Source organism: Leptospira wolbachii serovar Codice str. CDC, from assembly GCF_000332515.2.
Taxonomy (GTDB): Bacteria; Spirochaetota; Leptospiria; order Leptospirales; family Leptospiraceae; genus Leptospira_A; species Leptospira_A wolbachii.
This window is the reverse complement of the sequence record NZ_AOGZ02000014.1, coordinates 423459-438802: the sequence shown is the minus strand read 5'-3', so window position 1 is coordinate 438802 and position 15344 is coordinate 423459. Positions and strand designations below refer to the sequence as shown.

Here is a 15344-nt window from a genome sequence, read left to right as displayed (position 1 = left end):
TCATAGGTTTTGGCATCTTTTGGAATGGGATTTCAAATCGGTGTTCGATTGAGAAAGCAGGGAAGATTTTATGAGGGGACAAGGCTAAGGAATGGGAAAACAAGAGGAAACTCGTAAATTAATCATCGAATCTGCTTTTTCACTGATTTACCAAAATGGGTTTCAAGGTGTGGGGGTTCGTGAGATTGCAGAAAACGCCAATTTAACGATTGGGGCATTTTTTTATCACTTCCCAACCAAAAATCTTGTGGGTTATGCAATCATTGATGAGTTTCTGACCAAGGGAATAATGGAACGTTGGATTCTACCGTTGGAAGGATACGAGAATCCCATCGAGGGAATGATCCAAATATTTAAAAAAACCTTTGATAGTTGGCCAGAAGAGTTTGTTTCTCGCGGTTGCCCACTCAATAATTTAGGCCAAGAGATGTCAGCAATTGATTCGGAATTTCAGAAGAAAGCGAAAGGATTGTTAACCACTTGGATCCAGAACACAAAAAAATATTTGGATCTCGCAAAGAAACAAAAGGTGATAAAAGAAAATACGGACACTCTAAAACTTGCAGAATTCATTGTTACTTTCCAAGAAGCAACCTTTGCTATGGGAAAGGTGATGAATGATCGTAAAGTTTATGATTCTTTATATGTTTCCTTTAAGAGACATTTACAAAGCCATTGTATTTGAAGCCGTAGGTAGATTCTCGAGATCATTGAATTTCTTTTTCAGTTGCCAAGGAAAGGATCCTTATCTTTTGTTTCGCATACCTTGACATTCTCTTTTTACTTGTTATACTCACACGCATGGGACAAAAAAGAGCCATTGCCACATCCGCATCCGAAGAACGATTGGAAAAACTTCTTGAAGAAAGATTAATTCCAGGATCCAACCAAGAATTTATCGACAAACGAATTTGGGATCTTTTTGGAGAAACATGGTGCGTGATGTTTACTGATCTTTCTGGATTTTCTCGCGGTGTCGCTAAATTTGGAATCATTCATTTTTTACAAACCATCTACGAATCGCAAAGAATTCTTATTCCGGTAGTCGATGAGTTTGATGGTATTCTTATGAAAGACGAAGGGGACAGTTTTATGGTTCTCTTTCGAAATACCAACAAAGCCATTCAATGTGCTATCCATATGCAAAAAGCATGCAAAAGATATAACGAAGGAAGGGCCGCTGAAGAACAGATTCTTCTTTGTGTAGGACTTGGGTATGGAAAAATCTTAAAGATTGGAGACACAGACGTATTTGGGTCAGAAGTAAATGCAGCATCTAAGTTAGGTGAAGATACTGCCAAAGCTTGGGAAATTTTAGTTACGAGTGCAGTGAAAGAAAATGCAGATGAAACGACCGATTTCGATTTTGAAGGGATCTCCGAGATCCCCCCTGGTTCGGATGGTGCGTATCGATTGGTGTATACTTTAGAAGAACCCAAGTGGGTTGTTTTATAAATGGCGTAACCAATTGCTTCGATCATTCCATAAATTCATAAATCGAACGAATTTCACCGTTTGTTTCCACATAAGAGTACAGTTCTTGGAATTCTTTATTTTGGCAAAGGGTTCCTGAATCTCCGATAAGGATTAAATGGGATTTGGCCCTTGTGAGGGCCACATTCAAACGTTTGGGATTGAGTAAAAAACCAATTTCCCCATCTGAGTTCGAACGTACCAGACTTAAGATGACAATTTCTGATTCTCTTCCTTGGAAAGAGTCAATAGTTTGGGTAAACCAATTTCCTTCCGAGACTTTTACCAACTTTTCTACTTGGCCTCGATACGGGGAAATAACAGTAGTTAACTCTTTGGGAATTCCTAAACTAAATAATTTTTCAATCAATTGAATTTCTGTGTGGTTGAAAAAACTCGGTTCTTCTCCTTCTGTTTCCTCTTCGGAATCGCTTCCCGCAGTATCTATCCAGAGGATAGGTGGATTCGAACCAATAGCTTCAGAAATATCGAGGGATTGGGTCCAAGTAGCATCGGGATGGGTAAGGATTTTACTTTCGTAGTAGGTTTGGTTGGGAAAACCCAAAATTTCCGGCTTCATTCTGAATTGTTTTTCTAAGAATAAAATCCGTTCCCCAGAATCAAAGGCTACAGCCTTTTCTAAAAAGCTATGAATCGTTAGATGGTCAGGGTGAGAGTAACTGGCACCAAGTTGTTTTGGGTCTCCAAAAAAGAATGTTTTTTTACCTAAATAGAGGGCCATGTAACATCCTGGATCCAAACTTTGTGTGGCTTCATCGACAAAAACAAAATCAAAAGTCCTCCCTTTTTTAAATTCATTTCCAAATCCAGAAAAGGTAGATACAATCAGTTCTGCATTGTCGAGTAACTTGGTGCGAATATTAGATTCTGATTCTCTAATGGTTGAAAGTAAAAACTTTGCTTCTTTACGTAGGGCTTTTCTTTCCTCCCTTTCTTCTTTTCCAAAATTACGTTTCCAAGAGTTTGCTTTTTTCTGTAGGGCTTTTAGTTCCGTTTGCCAGTTATGGATTTGTTTTTGGTCAGGATTTGTTTGGATTAGGTGATCGATATGGTAGGGTAGAACTTCTTCTTTGATTTTGGTGGAGTTACCCAAACGAATCACGCGAATCCCTTTTTTTAGTGCCAGTTCTACAATATAATCGCAAGCAAAGTTTGTGGGGCAAAGGGTTAATACCGATTCATTTCTTTTTTTTATTTCTTCCACAGCTTGCATGAGTAAGGTGGTTTTCCCTGTTCCCGGTGGACCAAAGATCACTCCATAATCATTAATTTGAAAGATTCGTTCTAGCGGAGGGTCATTCAAGCCGGCTTTAGGAGGAGTTGGTTTTTCCCCGAGCCCAAAACCCAATATCCAATTAAGTTTTTTATGTGATATACTTTCTTTATCTTCTAAAACTTTGGAAATGATTTCATTATACAAATCATAAGTAGATTCTTGGAACCATTTTGAGATTTGGAATTCTTGGTCTTCCCATTCATAGTCGCCTCGAACTTGGATGGTGAGTTTAGAATCTGTGGCCTTATAGATATTTCCGAATATGGTTTCTGTTTCACCTTGGATAAGGACGGGAATTCCAGATTTTAACCATTCTTTTGCTTTCGTGGAAGGGGAGATTTGGAATTCAGCTCTCCACGTATTACCGACAACAAATCGTAAATCTTCCAGCTGTGCGAATTTAATGGCTTTGGCATTTTGACCTTTTTCCAAAAATAAAGAACGTTCGTATTCTCGCTCCTTGGATAACAGTGTTTTTATATCTAGAATTTCTTCTTCCAGTGAACCAAACTCTTGTTTTATGGTTCTTCCCATTCAATATTCTCCAAGGTTGTAAAAAAACCATTTCTAAGTAGTGGTGCAAAGTCGATAAAATCGGCTGCTTTTAAGTATAAAGAATCTTCGATGGAATAAGCTTGGATGAGATTGTTCGCAGCCTCTTCCAACTTACCCAGTCGGCAATGGGCTCGAGCTAAGATGATTAGCGTTTCCGGATCAATCTCTTTACAGAACTGGATATGTGTACGGATGGAAGTAAGTGCGTTTTCAGGATCTTCCGCTTCCAAATAACAGAGAGCTAAAAGATCATAATCAAGGAACTCTTCTGGTTCCACCATTTTAAGCGATTTTTTTAAAGAAGCAAGTGCCGAATTAAAATCACCGCGAGAAAAATATAAAGACCCAAGTTCTGCCCAAATGTCTTTACGATCAATCCCTCGGCCATTACTTAAGTGTTCTTGGGAAAGAGCTTTCTTTAAAACTTTGATTGCTTCTTCCGAACGTTCCATATCTTTCAAGAGAGAAGCTAGTAGTAGATAGTTTTCTAGATAAGATGGAAAATACGTAATACTTTTTTGTAGTAAAACTTTTGCTGATTTAAATTTTTTCAATTTGATCAGATAACGCGAGTATACGGTGATACTGAGTGGATGAGATGGATAATTTTTGATGATGTCTTGAAAGAGTGATTCTGTTTCTTTGGGGTTCCCTACGGCATACAAACACCAGGCTTTTTTGGCTTTGATTTTGATAAGAGAAGATTCGTCGGTTGTATGTGACTCACTCTGTGCATAAACATTAAATGCTCGAGTGAATTCCTTTTCATCTTCCAGGAGTTTTGCTTCACGGATCAGGGAAAAAAAAGAACTCATTCGACGTTTTTTACTTCAGGAAATAAGGGATTCGCCGATGGGTAGAATAGGGAGTAAAGATTGTAAAAGGAGGTCCTATTATGGTTCCATCTACACCTATTAACTCAGTCGTCAATTTGCCGAAGGAAATTTTCCAGGCCCAAAACCAACTCAACGAGAAACTCATGAAGTTGGCTGTGGAAGAAAAAGTAGGCCCACAAGCAAAAAGCGAAAGGTTACTCGACATCTACTGTTAATTAGTCTACCCGGGTTTCTGGATTGAAAACAGGTCGTTTTCTTTCCATAAACCCACCAATGGCCGAACGAAAGTCTTTGGAATCAAGCATACTCGCATTCCAAACGGCTACATAGTCTAATCCCTCGTCGATGGTTTTTCCAATTCCATGGTTTAATACTTGTTTGACTCCACGGATCACAATGGTTGGGTTCTCTGCAATTTCTTCTGCGGTTTTTAATCCAGCTTGGAGTAGAGAATCAAAGTCTTCTGTGACTTTTGTCACAAGTCCCATTTCAAGAGCTTCCTCTGCACTGATGTCTTTTCCGGTCAAAGCCAATTCTCTTGTGTGAGCATTGCCAATCAAATGCGGTAGTCTTTGTAAAGATCCCATATCGGCAACAATAGCTACTTTGGATTCTCTGAGAGAAAAACTAGCATCCTTTGACGCATAACGAATATCACATGCGGATACTAAATCCAGTCCACCACCAATACAGTGTTTTTGCACTAGAGCAATGGATGGCTTTTTTGAATTGTAGATGGCGTTGATTCCTTTTTGCATAGTAAGAATGAGCTGGTAAAGTTTTTCTCTACCGTCTGCAAATTCTCCTTGGAAAACTGATTTGAATTCTTGAAAGAACTCTTCCAAATCAAGTCCCGTAGAGAAAGATTTTCCTTTGGCTGCAATCACAAAACAATGAATTTGTGGGTCGGCATTAATTTGATCCACCATATCCGGCAGGTCACGCCAAAAAGGCCAATTCATGGCATTCCGTTTTTCGGGACGATTTAACCAAAGGATGGCTACGTTTTTTCTTTTTTCGATTTCAAAAAATGGAGAAGGGTTCATACGTTTGTTTTCTCCTTTAACCATAGTTTTTTGGAAATCATAAGATACACGCCAAAGAGGATGAGTGCAATAGAAATATATTGTGACTGTGAAAAACCATGCCAGTAATAACCGGTAAGAAATGTTGGGTTTCCGTTGGCATCAGGAATGTTGACTAAAGTGGGTGGATCGATAAATGGAATTACCGCTTTATTCACACGTAAAAACTCGATAATGAGCCTTGCAAATCCATGGATGATGAGAAACTGCGCTCCAATACTCCATTTACGAAAGTTTTGGTATCTTGCCCAAAATTGAAAATAAGCAAAATAGCCAAAGGCCATAATGGATTCCATCACCGGTGTGTTCCAAACGGGAACGCCGGACGGATGAGCTCCATGAAAATCAAATACGAAAAAAGGAATCCTTACATCGGTGGCAAAACCGTAACAACCGTCCCCACTCACAAAACATCCAAGTCTTCCGATCGCATAACCCATACTAATGGCAGGAATGACTGCATCGTAATAGGCACCAATGTCTAGTTTGTGATGACGAAAGTATAGAGTGATGAAAAGCCATCCAAAGAGAAGACCTCCAAAAAATACAAGACCACCCCCGCTAAATAGAGAAGACCAAAGTCCTGGATGTCCAGGAAATCCATTCCAATGGGTAAGGGGATATGTGTATTTCCCGTCGTATCCTGGAACATCAATAAACACTTGGTCCCAAATTTCGAAGATAAAGAAAATTTTGGCGCCCACCAAGGTGCCTAAAATCCCAAGAAAAATCAACCAATCCGAGTGGCTCGGATCCAACTTCTTTCGTTCCAACTCTTTTGGGAGGAGGTAAGAACCGACAAGAAAGGCCAACATCATGAGAAGGCTGAAAGTGGATAAACCCTCCCAGCCAAAGGGATTCGGAATCGGAATTCGATCTAACATAGGGGAAAGGGTAAATTTTACGCCCCATGGGAAAAGGAGAATTTCTTTGTGGAATGACCTTAAAATGCTTCCACTCCGACTAAAATTACCTGGTCAGTAACCCGGCATCTAATACAAATTCTGAACCTGTGATGTAGCGACTTTTTTTAGAGGACAGAAAAAGAACTGCGTTGGCCACATCTTCTGTTTCGACCCAAGGAACGGGCAGTAGGTTCCCGGCAGACCTCTCAGCAATCTCTATGGGAGTGGCACCTTCCATAGCCGCCAAACCATCGTTCATGGGAGTATTGACTCCTGTAGGATGAAGGGAATTGACTCGGATCCCGTAAGGGGCAAGTTCAATGGCCCAGGACTTGGATAAACCAGTGAGCCCCCATTTAGATGCGGCGTAATGAGAGAGACGGTTCATACCTCGTAAGCCGGCAATGGAGGAATTGTTGATGATGACCCCTGATTTTTGTTTGATCATTTGGGGAATCACATACCTTCCAACCACCCAAGCTCCTTTTAAATTGATATCAATCATACTGTCCCAAGCCTCTTCGGTGAGTTCATGAGAATAACCATAAGCACAAATCCCTGCGTTATTAAACAATACATCAATCCTTCCAAATTTAGAAATCGTTTCTGTAACGGCAACTTCTACTTCTTTTGAGTTTCGCACATCGGCTGTTAGGAGGATGGCTTCTGATCCCAAGGATTCTATTTCCTTTTTTAGAGATACCAGCTCCTCGTTTGTACCCAAAGTATATGAAGGATAACTTAAGGGTTTAGCAACATCTAAGGCAGCAATCTTTGCACCTTCTCTTGCAAAGGCCAGAGCCGTTTCTCTCCCTTGTCCGTGGGCAGCGCCCGTAATGAATACAACTTGATTGGAGAATTCTTTAGTCATGATGGTGATTTCCTTTTTTTGTGAATGGTTTTAATACTTCGTCGAGTGGGATTTTTAATACATTGTTGAAGATATTTGTCGCAATCATAATGCCTGCAAAAGCAGTAAGAAGAACGATTTGTTTTTCATCAAACTTGGATTGTAATCTTTGGAAAATGGAATCGGAAACCGTATTGGAATTTTTTACAATTTCCCTGGCAAATTCCACTAAAAGATCTTCTGTTTCATTGAATTGAATGGTGTCTGGATTTTCTCCCCAATCAAAGATGATCCTTCGAAAGAAAGTGGAACATATCAAACAATCGGTTTCTGCTGATAGAGCATGGGAAAAAATAGTGAAAGGTCTTTCGCCGAGGAAAGGAACCATTTCCTCTTTCAAAACATACCATTCCATATAGGCTTTGTAAGATGGTATCGAATGAAGAAGAGTCCTCTTCATATTCGTGATCCTTCCGTTTTTTTGGATTTGGTAGTCGTATTCTCTTTTAACTTCCGCATCTGATGAAGCGTATTCTGTTAAACTAATCCTAGTCATTGGCATCCTCTGATTCTAAATAAAGTTTGAGTATTTCCTGTTTTCTTTCTGACTGTTCTTTGGGTTCCCAATCTTTGGCTTTTGATATTAGATAAGAATAGAAAAACCCAAATCCACTCACTATGATAAGACCGAGTAATTTTCGATCCTCGTTCAAACGGAATAGGAGAATTCCCGTTAAAAGAAGCGCAAAAATAAATCCGAGGATGGTCACGAATGTGATCGATTTTCTAAAAAATAATTTAGGGAAATAACCGTTTTCTTTTAAGATTTTTTTTGCAACAAAGAGTGAAAACAATTGAGATAGAACAACAAAGAACCAACCGACTGTAGAATAAGTCGCTAAGGTTTCCAGATTCCATTGTAAGTATAAACCTAATGTGGAAAGAATATAGATGATGGTAAAAATTTTCAGATAAGAAGGGGATTTCCTTTCATTATTTAGGAAAGGAAACCATCCGTCTTCTATCAAGCAGATAAAGGACTTTGTTTGGATGAGAAAAATTCCGTTTAACGAAGTAACTACGGCAAGAAGAGGTCCGCCTAAAAGAAAAAGTTTGTATTCTACTTGGGTCAAACGACTCCGAATCAAATGAAAAAGATAATCGGAAGGGGGAAGAGTTGGATCTCCCGGCCCGAGAGTGGATACAGCAAAACTAAAACTAAAATAAAGAAGTACAACAATGGGAAATGCCCATAAAAAAGCTTTGAGTAAGTGTTTGGGTTTTCCTGATTCTTTTCCGAGTTCTATAATCGCATTAGATCCGAAAAAAGTAAAACATAGAATTGAGATGGTTTTTAATCCAGATACAAAACTAGGGAACGAATCGGGGGAAATTTGCGGGATGGCTCTTGGATCGGCAAACCGAAAGATCGAATACCCAAGTAGAAATACCAATACGGAAACTAGGAGATTTTGTACAAAAAGTACGGGTTTCAGTCCCAATACATTTAAGAGAAAGAAAACAGTCAGAATGGAAAAGGCCCAAATTTCTTTGGAACCAAAGGGAAATATTTGAAATAAGATCTCGGAACAGGCAAGCGTGAATAAGGGAACTTGACCGAAGCTTGCTGTGGTTAGAAAAATCCAGGTGACGAGAAAGGCAAACCTCGGGGAGACGAGGCGACTCGGATAAAAATAGATCCCCCCATTGGTGGGAAAATATCTTCCGAGTACCGCCACAGGAAAGATGATAAAGAACATGGGAACGGACGCCAAAAGATAAAAATAAGGTAAAGTCGCACCGAGGTCTTTTGTGAGGACGCTTGTGAGAATGAAAATTCCCCCTCCGATGGTCAGACCAATGGCCAGGCAGACCAAGGAAAAAAGTGAAAGATTTGTCTTCTTTGTGGATTGGGACATTGATTCAGCTTCATTAGGGGCGTAAATTTTGAGGATTTCAAGAAAAATATCTGTTATAACAGATAAAGTTAGTGTTATTTTGAATTCTAGTCATTGCGTTTTCTTAGAATAAAAATAAGAAATTAGCTTGACTCTAGATAGTTTAATATTAAACTATCTAGTATTGACTTAAGGAGATCCAAATGTTCGATACCCTATTTTCTACATCAGGGGATATTATCCCACTTATCTTACGCATCACAGCTTTTGTTGTGATCTTCCCACACGGTGCCCAAAAACTACTCGGTTGGTTTGGTGGATACGGATTCAAAGGTACCTACGGATTTTTTACAGGACAAATGAAGTTTCCTGGAATCCTTGCGGTTCTTATCATTCTTGGTGAGTCCTTTGGCCCCGTGCTTTTGCTTGTGGGTTTTTTAACTAAGTTTGCTGCGGCTTCTATCGCCATCATTATGATTGGTGCTGCTGTCCTCGCCCATAGACAAAATGGTTTTTTTATCAATTGGAATGGAAACCAAAAAGGTGAAGGATATGAGTTTCATATTCTTGCTGCAGGCCTTCTTATCGCCCTCGTGGTTGGTGGAGCTGGTGTGTATTCCGTTGATTTTAATTTAATCGGAAAATTTTAAGATTCTGTTTCGAACTGGTTCGACCTTTGTCCCTGTTTGGTTTACCAACAAACAAGGGTTCGAACCAATCCCACTTCTAATCTAAGTTAATGTATTCTTCTGGATCGAGTGGTGCATCGAGGCCAATCCTCACTTCATAGTGGACGTGAGCTCCTGTTGCTTTTCCTGTTTGTCCCACAAGGGCAATTTTATCTCCCCGTTTGACTCGATCTCCCGGATTCACTAAAATCAAAGAGCAGTGGCCATAAAGAGTAAAAAATCCATTTTCATGGTTGATGCGAACTGATTTTCCAAGGCCCCCGACTGCTGTATCTACCGCAATGATTCCGGGACCTGTGGCATAGATAGGTGTTCCTTCCCCTGCGGCAAAGTCAATTCCTGAATGATACTCACCCACTGGTAAAATTCCAAAAGGATCACTCCTGTAACCGAAAGTAGATGTTACCACTCCCACACCAGGTTTTAGAGGACGCCCTCTGGGCATGGAATAAAATATACTTTCTCTCATGGAAAGGTAATCAATCGCATTTTGAAAGTTAGGCACAAGATTGCCTAACCTTACACCAAACTGAGTGTAGGTGGTAACCACTTGTTGGAATAACAAGAGATTGGAATCTAGTTCGCTTGCATCTTTACGAAATTCTTCTTTCAGTAAATAATCTTGAGTGATCATTTCCTTTTCAGGAATTTCTTCCCAAGCAAGGAGATTCAAAGACTCGGCAGTGGATTCTAATTCTTCCACGGAATCTCGTAAGTCCTGGGAAAGTAGATCATAAAACAAAAAAGAGACTAGTTGGGTTTCCGTTTTTTTCTCCAAAGAGAGATCTCGGTCAAATAGAAAGGAAAAATAGAAGAGAAGGCCGAAGGAGAGTAGGACTAAGGAAAGGGAAAGCCCGAACAAAAACCCAAGCATCCCCACAGAAATCTCAATTTGGGCCAAAGCTTTTTCATCGTTGGGGATGAGGACAAAGCTTACTCTTTCCCGGCTGCGGGAAATCCACTTCTGGAGGCGTTTTCGCCAACGTAAGTTTGCAATTTGGAGCCTTTCGTAGGCGGTTGTGACGTAAGTTTCTGCCAATGTTCGTTATTCCGCCAATTTTTTCCTTGCCCATGCCATTTTTCAGGGGAAAGTGGATGAGTCCAATATGTTTAAATTTCTCACTTCTCTTTTCAGAAAGAAAGCCGACTCTGTCGATTCCTTTTTGATGTACCCCGAGGGAAAGAGATACTATCGAGAATCCCATTCTATCCGCAGGGCCAATATCGATGAAGATGCCATCAAAATCATCAATCGATTGAACAAGTTTCGTTACAAGGCCTATTTAGTCGGTGGAGGGGTCCGAGATCTGCTTATGGGCAAACGCCCTAAAGACTTTGATATAGTCACAAGTGCGACACCAAACCAAATCAAAAGGGTCTTCAATAACTGCCGAATCATCGGTAAACGATTTAAAATTGTACATATCATTTTTAAAGGTAAAATTATTGAAGTATCTACGTTCCGATCACTACCGGAACATCGTTTGGAAAAACACAAAGCAGATAACGATTATCTCATCAAACGGGACAATTCCTTCGGTACAGCAAAGGAAGACGCGGCAAGACGCGACTTTACCATTAACTCCTTGTTTTACGATCCTAAAAACGATTCCATTTTGGATTACGTTGGTGGATTCGAAGACATTCAAAAGAAAATCGTTAGGGTCATTGGTGATCCAGATATTTCCTTCAAAGAAGATCCAGTTCGTATGTTGCGAGCTGTTAAGTTTTCTGTTTTACTCGGGCTCGACATTGAGAAAAAAACCAAACTGGCAATCAAAAAGAACCGTTTGGAACTTGATAAGTCGTCCACTGCAAGACTCTTAGAAGAATACAACAAAATGTTTAGAACTTGGAAGACTTCGATTATATTCGAAGGTCTTGCTGAGAATCATTTGCTCGATGTACTTTTCAAAGAACCTACAGATAAACTAAAGAAAACAGATCCAGAGTGGCGTGAACATTTTATGGAAACACCACTTGGGAAAAGACTCGCAGTCACTGACAAACTCCTCTCGGCAAGAGAAGAGATGACACCTGCTATCTTTTATTCGTTAATTTTCTATGATATCGTCAAAGATCTTTATGAAAATGATCGGGGCCATTTAGCACACAACATTAAAGAAAGTCTCCAACCTGTTTTTGAACGAATGGGAATTCCCAAACGGGAACAAGACAATTTGGTGAAAATTTTTATTAGCCAACCTCGTTTCCAAGTCACTGATGATGAAAAAGAAAGACAAAACTCCTTTTTCAAAAAGAAGGACTACTTCTACGATGCGTTTATGGTCTATAAGATCGTTGCGATTTCGGAAGGAAACGAATCGGCAGTACAAACTGCTTTCTTTTGGGAAATCTCTTTGCGACAAAGACCGAAACCTGATAGCCATCAGTTCGGACAACAGAATCGTAAAAAAGAACCTAACAAAAAACGCCCACCGAGAAAGAAACACCGAGATAGAAGAGGTGGCGGTTCGCAAAACCAGAACAATGTTCAAGATGGGAACCAAGCAGACACTGGCAAACAACCAGGTTCCACTTCCGAAAGACAGATCTCTGATTCAGACTCAGAAGAAACGTAACTAATTGAAAAGGTAAGGTGAGAAACCTTACCTTTTTTTCTATTCTTTCGTCGGATGTACCGATGAAAAAACTGCAAACACTAACAAAAGTATTACTTCTTGAAGACGATCCCACCATTTCCCTTCTTTACAGTGGGTTACTTCAAAAACAAGGAATGGAAGTAACCAGTTTTGCAGAAATAAAAACTGCTCTTGAATACATCGAAGCCAACCAATTTTTATCTGAAAGTGTGATTTTGACAGACTTACAATTACCCGATGGGAATGGTTTGGAATTTGTTCGGGAAATTCGAAAGATAAACAAGTCCATTCCCATTATTGTCATCACATCAACAGAAGATCCAAAATCTATCATCGAAGTGATGAAAGAACATGTTCAAGAATATATCATCAAACCAGTCATACCCGCTGAACTTATTTCTAGAATCAAATACCAACTTTCTAACAAAGATAAGGAATACCAATATTCTGAATATGAAAGAGAAAAGATCATTTCTCTTGAGAAACTTTTAGATTGGTATAGTTATAAGAATCATAGCCTGAAAAAAGGGGATCTAAATACACAAGATATGCACAAAAACTTGTTTTATGGACTTAGAACCAGTTTGGCGCAGGGTGCAGGATTTGGAATTCTAACACAAATTATCGATATCATTAAAGTGATGCCCAAGGCTCCGAATGGAAATTTTATTTTGGATAAGGATATTCTCGACTTACTAGAGGAAAATGCTAACTATTCCAAAAAAGTATTAAATAGATTCACTGAAATCGAAGATGTAATTTTTGATCGAGTCCCGCCACAATTGGCTACCCCGAACCAAGTAATAAAAGAACTGTTAGATGTTAAAGCGGAAATGAGCAATCTGTTTTCACTTAAGGACCAATCTTTTTCCATGGGAGAAATAGATCCAAAGTATTTGGATGAAAATACTGTCGTTTGGAACCAAAAATATTTCCATAGTGTATTTTATGAATTGTTACTGAATGCAATGCGGTTTTCTGCCTCTTCAAGTAGAATTTATACTATGTTTCAATCTAGTAAAGAGGGGTTTCGTATATCGTTTGTTAATTCATTTAGTGACGATTTTCAAATGAAAGATGGAATTCCAAATGAATATTTAGAATTAATATTTGAACCTTTTTTTCGATTGAATAAGAATATTTATGAAAAACATGGTTCGCTTGATTACGGAATCGGACTTAGCTTTGTTCGCCAAACATTGCAAAAATTTGGAGGATTCATTTCTGCATTCAACATTATCGATCATAGGAACAACACAAAAGAGCCAAAGATAGAGTTTCGGATTTTTTTACCTTATTCTTCTTCAGCGAAATGAAGAAACCCGCGAGACTTCGGTAGGTATTGTTTACCAGCTTTTAAAAAATGCACTCCAGGTTTTCCTTTTTCCAATCTTCCCACCATTGTCACAGGAATTCCTGCAAGTTTTGTGGGAAGGACCAGCGGAGAAAGAAAGAGTAGCTCTAATTCTTCCCCCGAACCCAAACATAAATCTAGGCCAAGTTCCGTTAGTGCCAAAGGATCCAATGGAACCGATTCGATTTGGATTTTTAATTTTCCCTTTGAGGGGATAGCCAACCGTTCTGCATCTTGGATGAGTCCGTCGGTGATGTCCATACAGGCATGGACCTGAAAATTTTGGAGAGGTTTCAAGATCACATAACGAGATTTAGGGGAGAGGTGGTGAGTTATGGCATCTTGGTATATATTTTTTTTTGATTTTTTTTTCAAAGCCCGGAAGCCGAGTTGGCTTTTGCCGAGAGATCCCGTGATGTATAGATAGTCTCCCGGTTTCCCTCCAGAACGAAGCCAGGGTTTTTCCACTGTGCCCACAACGGTAAGAGTGAGTTGGGTTTTGGAAGCCGAAAAGGTGTCGCCCCCCGCTAGTTTCATTCCATATTGGTCTAAAGATTTGCGAAGTTCTTTGGAAAAGGCTCGAATCCATTCTTTTTTACGAGAGAGGGGAGAGAGTCCCAAGTTTAAGAAACATTCCTTGGGCCGTCCACCAGAAGCTGTAATGTCGGATACGTTGACTTCGACCAGTTTTCTGGCCAAAATGGGGGCCGAGGACCACTCGTGGAGGAAATGTGTGCCTTCCGAAAGGGAATCTGTTGTCACAAGCCGGTTGGGGGCCAAAAAATAACAGTCATCCTCTGGGGGAGGAGTGGTTCCAAACAAGGTTCGTATAATTTCGGATTCTTTCAAGGCTTACATCCAATAAATTTGTTTGACCCGGTGTGAAAACCGAAAATCCTGACATAAAAGAGGAAAATCTCGTACTTATGGAACTATTGTCTAAAGCCCACAAGACCCCTTCTATCGCAAAAGAAGCCGTACAAAAACAGTGGTTTGTTGTGGACGCAACTGATAAGACTCTCGGAAGATTGGCAAGTCAAGTAGCTTCCCGACTTCGCGGAAAACACAAATCTACCTTCACTCCTAACCAGGATTGTGGAGATAATATCATTATCGTTAATGCATCTAAAGTGGCAGTCACTGGCCGCAAAAGAGAACAAAAAATTTACTATCATCACTCACGTTACCCAGGTGGTATGACTGCAATTGCATTTCATAAACTCATTCAAGAGAATCCTGAAAGAGTGATTATGGAAGCGGTGAAAGGAATGTTACCTAAATCTAAGTTAGGTGATCAAATGTTGAGAAATTGCCGCGTATTCGCAGGTAATGACCACAACTTGGGAGCTCAAAAGCCCCTTAAACTGGAGTTGAAATAATATGGCGCAAAAAGCAATTTGGGCAGTAGGCCGACGTAAAACATCCGTTGCACGTGCAAAAATCGCATCGGGAACTGGTAAAATCACAGTAAACCATAAAGATGTAAATGATTATATCAAAAACGGCGACCACCTAGTGCGCCGTGCTCTTGAGCCTCTTCTAATTTTAGAAGCTCGTGACAAATATGACATTGCACTGAATGTATCTGGTGGTGGGGTGATTGGGCAAGTAGGAGCGATCCGACATGCTGTAGCTCGTGCACTCGTAGCTTTTAACGAAGCTTTCAAACCAGCTTTGAAAAAAGAAGGTTTTCTCACTCGAGATAGCCGTATGGTGGAACGTAAGAAATACGGTCTACACAAAGCTCGCCGAGGAACTCAGTTCTCAAAACGTTAATCGGAAATCCTCTTTTTTTTCCG

The 15344-nt window shown here is 39.9% G+C and carries 17 protein-coding genes; 8 read left to right on the top strand and 9 right to left on the bottom strand.

Translation table 11 applies throughout. From position 1 onward, the window contains the following. Window positions 1-91 precede the first annotated feature (91 nt). Both LEP1GSC195_RS07645 and LEP1GSC195_RS07640 read left to right on the top strand, forming a co-directional pair. Window positions 92-685, top strand: a complete 594-nt coding sequence (locus LEP1GSC195_RS07645) for a TetR/AcrR family transcriptional regulator (protein WP_015681375.1) — start codon at window positions 92-94, stop codon at window positions 683-685. Window positions 686-801: 116 nt separating this feature from the next. Then, window positions 802-1455 (top strand): adenylate/guanylate cyclase domain-containing protein, encoded by a 654-nt coding sequence (locus tag LEP1GSC195_RS07640; protein WP_015681792.1) that lies wholly within the window; start codon window positions 802-804, stop codon window positions 1453-1455. A 22-nt stretch (window positions 1456-1477) separates the two neighbouring features. Here the strand turns inward: LEP1GSC195_RS07640 and LEP1GSC195_RS07635 are convergent, their stop codons facing one another. Together LEP1GSC195_RS07635 and LEP1GSC195_RS07630 are read right to left on the bottom strand one after the other, a co-directional pair. Beyond that, window positions 1478-3304: an AAA domain-containing protein gene (locus LEP1GSC195_RS07635; RefSeq protein WP_015681297.1), complete on the bottom strand. Its 1827-nt coding sequence runs from the start codon at window positions 3302-3304 to the stop codon at window positions 1478-1480. Beyond that, window positions 3289-4140 (bottom strand): tetratricopeptide repeat protein, encoded by an 852-nt coding sequence (locus LEP1GSC195_RS07630; protein ID WP_015681036.1) that lies wholly within the window; start codon window positions 4138-4140, stop codon window positions 3289-3291. Before LEP1GSC195_RS07630 ends, LEP1GSC195_RS07635 begins: the two co-directional genes overlap by 16 nt. Window positions 4141-4220: 80 nt before the next feature. Between LEP1GSC195_RS07630 and LEP1GSC195_RS19825 the strand changes: the two genes are divergently transcribed. Next, the gene (locus tag LEP1GSC195_RS19825) at window positions 4221-4376 is read left to right on the top strand and encodes a hypothetical protein (protein WP_015682278.1); all 156 of its coding nucleotides are present in this window, start codon (window positions 4221-4223) and stop codon (window positions 4374-4376) included. Here the strand turns inward: LEP1GSC195_RS19825 and LEP1GSC195_RS07625 are convergent, their stop codons facing one another. The 5 genes from LEP1GSC195_RS07625 to LEP1GSC195_RS07605 form a co-directional block, all read right to left on the bottom strand. Next, on the bottom strand, window positions 4377-5207 hold the full coding sequence (locus LEP1GSC195_RS07625; protein ID WP_015682106.1) for a crotonase/enoyl-CoA hydratase family protein: 831 nt from the start codon (window positions 5205-5207) through the stop codon (window positions 4377-4379). Next, a complete protein-coding gene (locus tag LEP1GSC195_RS07620; protein WP_015681581.1) occupies window positions 5204-6130 on the bottom strand; it encodes a prolipoprotein diacylglyceryl transferase in 927 nt (308 codons plus the stop codon). The genes LEP1GSC195_RS07625 and LEP1GSC195_RS07620 overlap by 4 nt, the downstream gene beginning before the upstream one ends. A gap of 85 nt (window positions 6131-6215) precedes the next feature. After that, the gene (locus LEP1GSC195_RS07615) at window positions 6216-7022 is read right to left on the bottom strand and encodes a mycofactocin-coupled SDR family oxidoreductase (RefSeq protein ID WP_015682467.1); all 807 of its coding nucleotides are present in this window, start codon (window positions 7020-7022) and stop codon (window positions 6216-6218) included. Continuing rightward, window positions 7015-7557 carry a carboxymuconolactone decarboxylase family protein gene (locus tag LEP1GSC195_RS07610; RefSeq protein ID WP_015682543.1) on the bottom strand — a complete coding sequence of 181 codons (543 nt, stop codon included), beginning with the start codon at window positions 7555-7557 and terminating at the stop codon, window positions 7015-7017. The genes LEP1GSC195_RS07615 and LEP1GSC195_RS07610 overlap by 8 nt, the downstream gene beginning before the upstream one ends. Further along, window positions 7550-8920: an APC family permease gene (locus LEP1GSC195_RS07605; protein ID WP_015680967.1), complete on the bottom strand. Its 1371-nt coding sequence runs from the start codon at window positions 8918-8920 to the stop codon at window positions 7550-7552. The genes LEP1GSC195_RS07610 and LEP1GSC195_RS07605 overlap by 8 nt, the downstream gene beginning before the upstream one ends. Before the next feature lie 182 nt (window positions 8921-9102). On the opposite strand from LEP1GSC195_RS07605, the gene LEP1GSC195_RS07600 reads away from it, so the two are divergent. Further along, entirely contained in the window at window positions 9103-9549 is a 447-nt protein-coding gene (locus LEP1GSC195_RS07600) for a DoxX family protein (protein ID WP_015681616.1), read from the top strand. A 76-nt stretch (window positions 9550-9625) separates the two neighbouring features. Here LEP1GSC195_RS07600 and LEP1GSC195_RS07595 read toward each other — a convergent pair whose 3' ends face one another. After that, window positions 9626-10627, bottom strand: a complete 1002-nt coding sequence (locus tag LEP1GSC195_RS07595; RefSeq protein WP_015682037.1) for a M23 family metallopeptidase — start codon at window positions 10625-10627, stop codon at window positions 9626-9628. A 67-nt stretch (window positions 10628-10694) separates the two neighbouring features. On the opposite strand from LEP1GSC195_RS07595, the gene pcnB reads away from it, so the two are divergent. Then, on the top strand, window positions 10695-12170 hold the full coding sequence (pcnB, locus tag LEP1GSC195_RS07590) for a polynucleotide adenylyltransferase PcnB (RefSeq protein WP_015682664.1): 1476 nt from the start codon (window positions 10695-10697) through the stop codon (window positions 12168-12170). A gap of 62 nt (window positions 12171-12232) precedes the next feature. After that, window positions 12233-13507 (top strand): hybrid sensor histidine kinase/response regulator, encoded by a 1275-nt coding sequence (locus tag LEP1GSC195_RS07585; RefSeq protein WP_015681636.1) that lies wholly within the window; start codon window positions 12233-12235, stop codon window positions 13505-13507. Here LEP1GSC195_RS07585 and thiL read toward each other — a convergent pair. Next, the gene (gene thiL, locus LEP1GSC195_RS07580; protein WP_015680984.1) at window positions 13486-14394 is read right to left on the bottom strand and encodes a thiamine-phosphate kinase; all 909 of its coding nucleotides are present in this window, start codon (window positions 14392-14394) and stop codon (window positions 13486-13488) included. The genes LEP1GSC195_RS07585 and thiL overlap by 22 nt on opposite strands. Before the next feature lie 77 nt (window positions 14395-14471). Between thiL and rplM the strand changes: the two genes are divergently transcribed. Both rplM and rpsI read left to right on the top strand, forming a co-directional pair. Further along, window positions 14472-14924 (top strand): 50S ribosomal protein L13, encoded by a 453-nt coding sequence (gene rplM, locus LEP1GSC195_RS07575; RefSeq protein ID WP_002973943.1) that lies wholly within the window; start codon window positions 14472-14474, stop codon window positions 14922-14924. A 1-nt stretch (window position 14925) separates the two neighbouring features. Further along, on the top strand, window positions 14926-15321 hold the full coding sequence (gene rpsI / locus LEP1GSC195_RS07570) for a 30S ribosomal protein S9 (protein WP_015682330.1): 396 nt from the start codon (window positions 14926-14928) through the stop codon (window positions 15319-15321). The last annotated feature ends 23 nt before the right edge of the window (window positions 15322-15344 follow it).

Excerpts from the sequence above, each read along its gene's own strand:
- LEP1GSC195_RS07645 (WP_015681375.1), top strand. The coding sequence starts at position 92 with ATGGGAAAACAAGAGGAAACTCGTAAATTAATCATCGAATCTGCTTTT.
- LEP1GSC195_RS07640 (WP_015681792.1), top strand. The coding sequence starts at position 802 with ATGGGACAAAAAAGAGCCATTGCCACATCCGCATCCGAAGAACGATTG.
- LEP1GSC195_RS07635 (WP_015681297.1), bottom strand. The coding sequence starts at position 3,304 with ATGGGAAGAACCATAAAACAAGAGTTTGGTTCACTGGAAGAAGAAATT.
- LEP1GSC195_RS07630 (WP_015681036.1), bottom strand. The coding sequence starts at position 4,140 with ATGAGTTCTTTTTTTTCCCTGATCCGTGAAGCAAAACTCCTGGAAGAT.
- LEP1GSC195_RS19825 (WP_015682278.1), top strand. The coding sequence starts at position 4,221 with ATGGTTCCATCTACACCTATTAACTCAGTCGTCAATTTGCCGAAGGAA.
- LEP1GSC195_RS07625 (WP_015682106.1), bottom strand. The coding sequence starts at position 5,207 with ATGAACCCTTCTCCATTTTTTGAAATCGAAAAAAGAAAAAACGTAGCC.
- LEP1GSC195_RS07620 (WP_015681581.1), bottom strand. The coding sequence starts at position 6,130 with ATGTTAGATCGAATTCCGATTCCGAATCCCTTTGGCTGGGAGGGTTTA.
- LEP1GSC195_RS07615 (WP_015682467.1), bottom strand. The coding sequence starts at position 7,022 with ATGACTAAAGAATTCTCCAATCAAGTTGTATTCATTACGGGCGCTGCC.
- LEP1GSC195_RS07610 (WP_015682543.1), bottom strand. The coding sequence starts at position 7,557 with ATGACTAGGATTAGTTTAACAGAATACGCTTCATCAGATGCGGAAGTT.
- LEP1GSC195_RS07605 (WP_015680967.1), bottom strand. The coding sequence starts at position 8,920 with ATGTCCCAATCCACAAAGAAGACAAATCTTTCACTTTTTTCCTTGGTC.
- LEP1GSC195_RS07600 (WP_015681616.1), top strand. The coding sequence starts at position 9,103 with ATGTTCGATACCCTATTTTCTACATCAGGGGATATTATCCCACTTATC.
- pcnB (WP_015682664.1), top strand. The coding sequence starts at position 10,695 with ATGTTTAAATTTCTCACTTCTCTTTTCAGAAAGAAAGCCGACTCTGTC.
- LEP1GSC195_RS07585 (WP_015681636.1), top strand. The coding sequence starts at position 12,233 with ATGAAAAAACTGCAAACACTAACAAAAGTATTACTTCTTGAAGACGAT.
- rplM (WP_002973943.1), top strand. The coding sequence starts at position 14,472 with ATGGAACTATTGTCTAAAGCCCACAAGACCCCTTCTATCGCAAAAGAA.
- rpsI (WP_015682330.1), top strand. The coding sequence starts at position 14,926 with ATGGCGCAAAAAGCAATTTGGGCAGTAGGCCGACGTAAAACATCCGTT.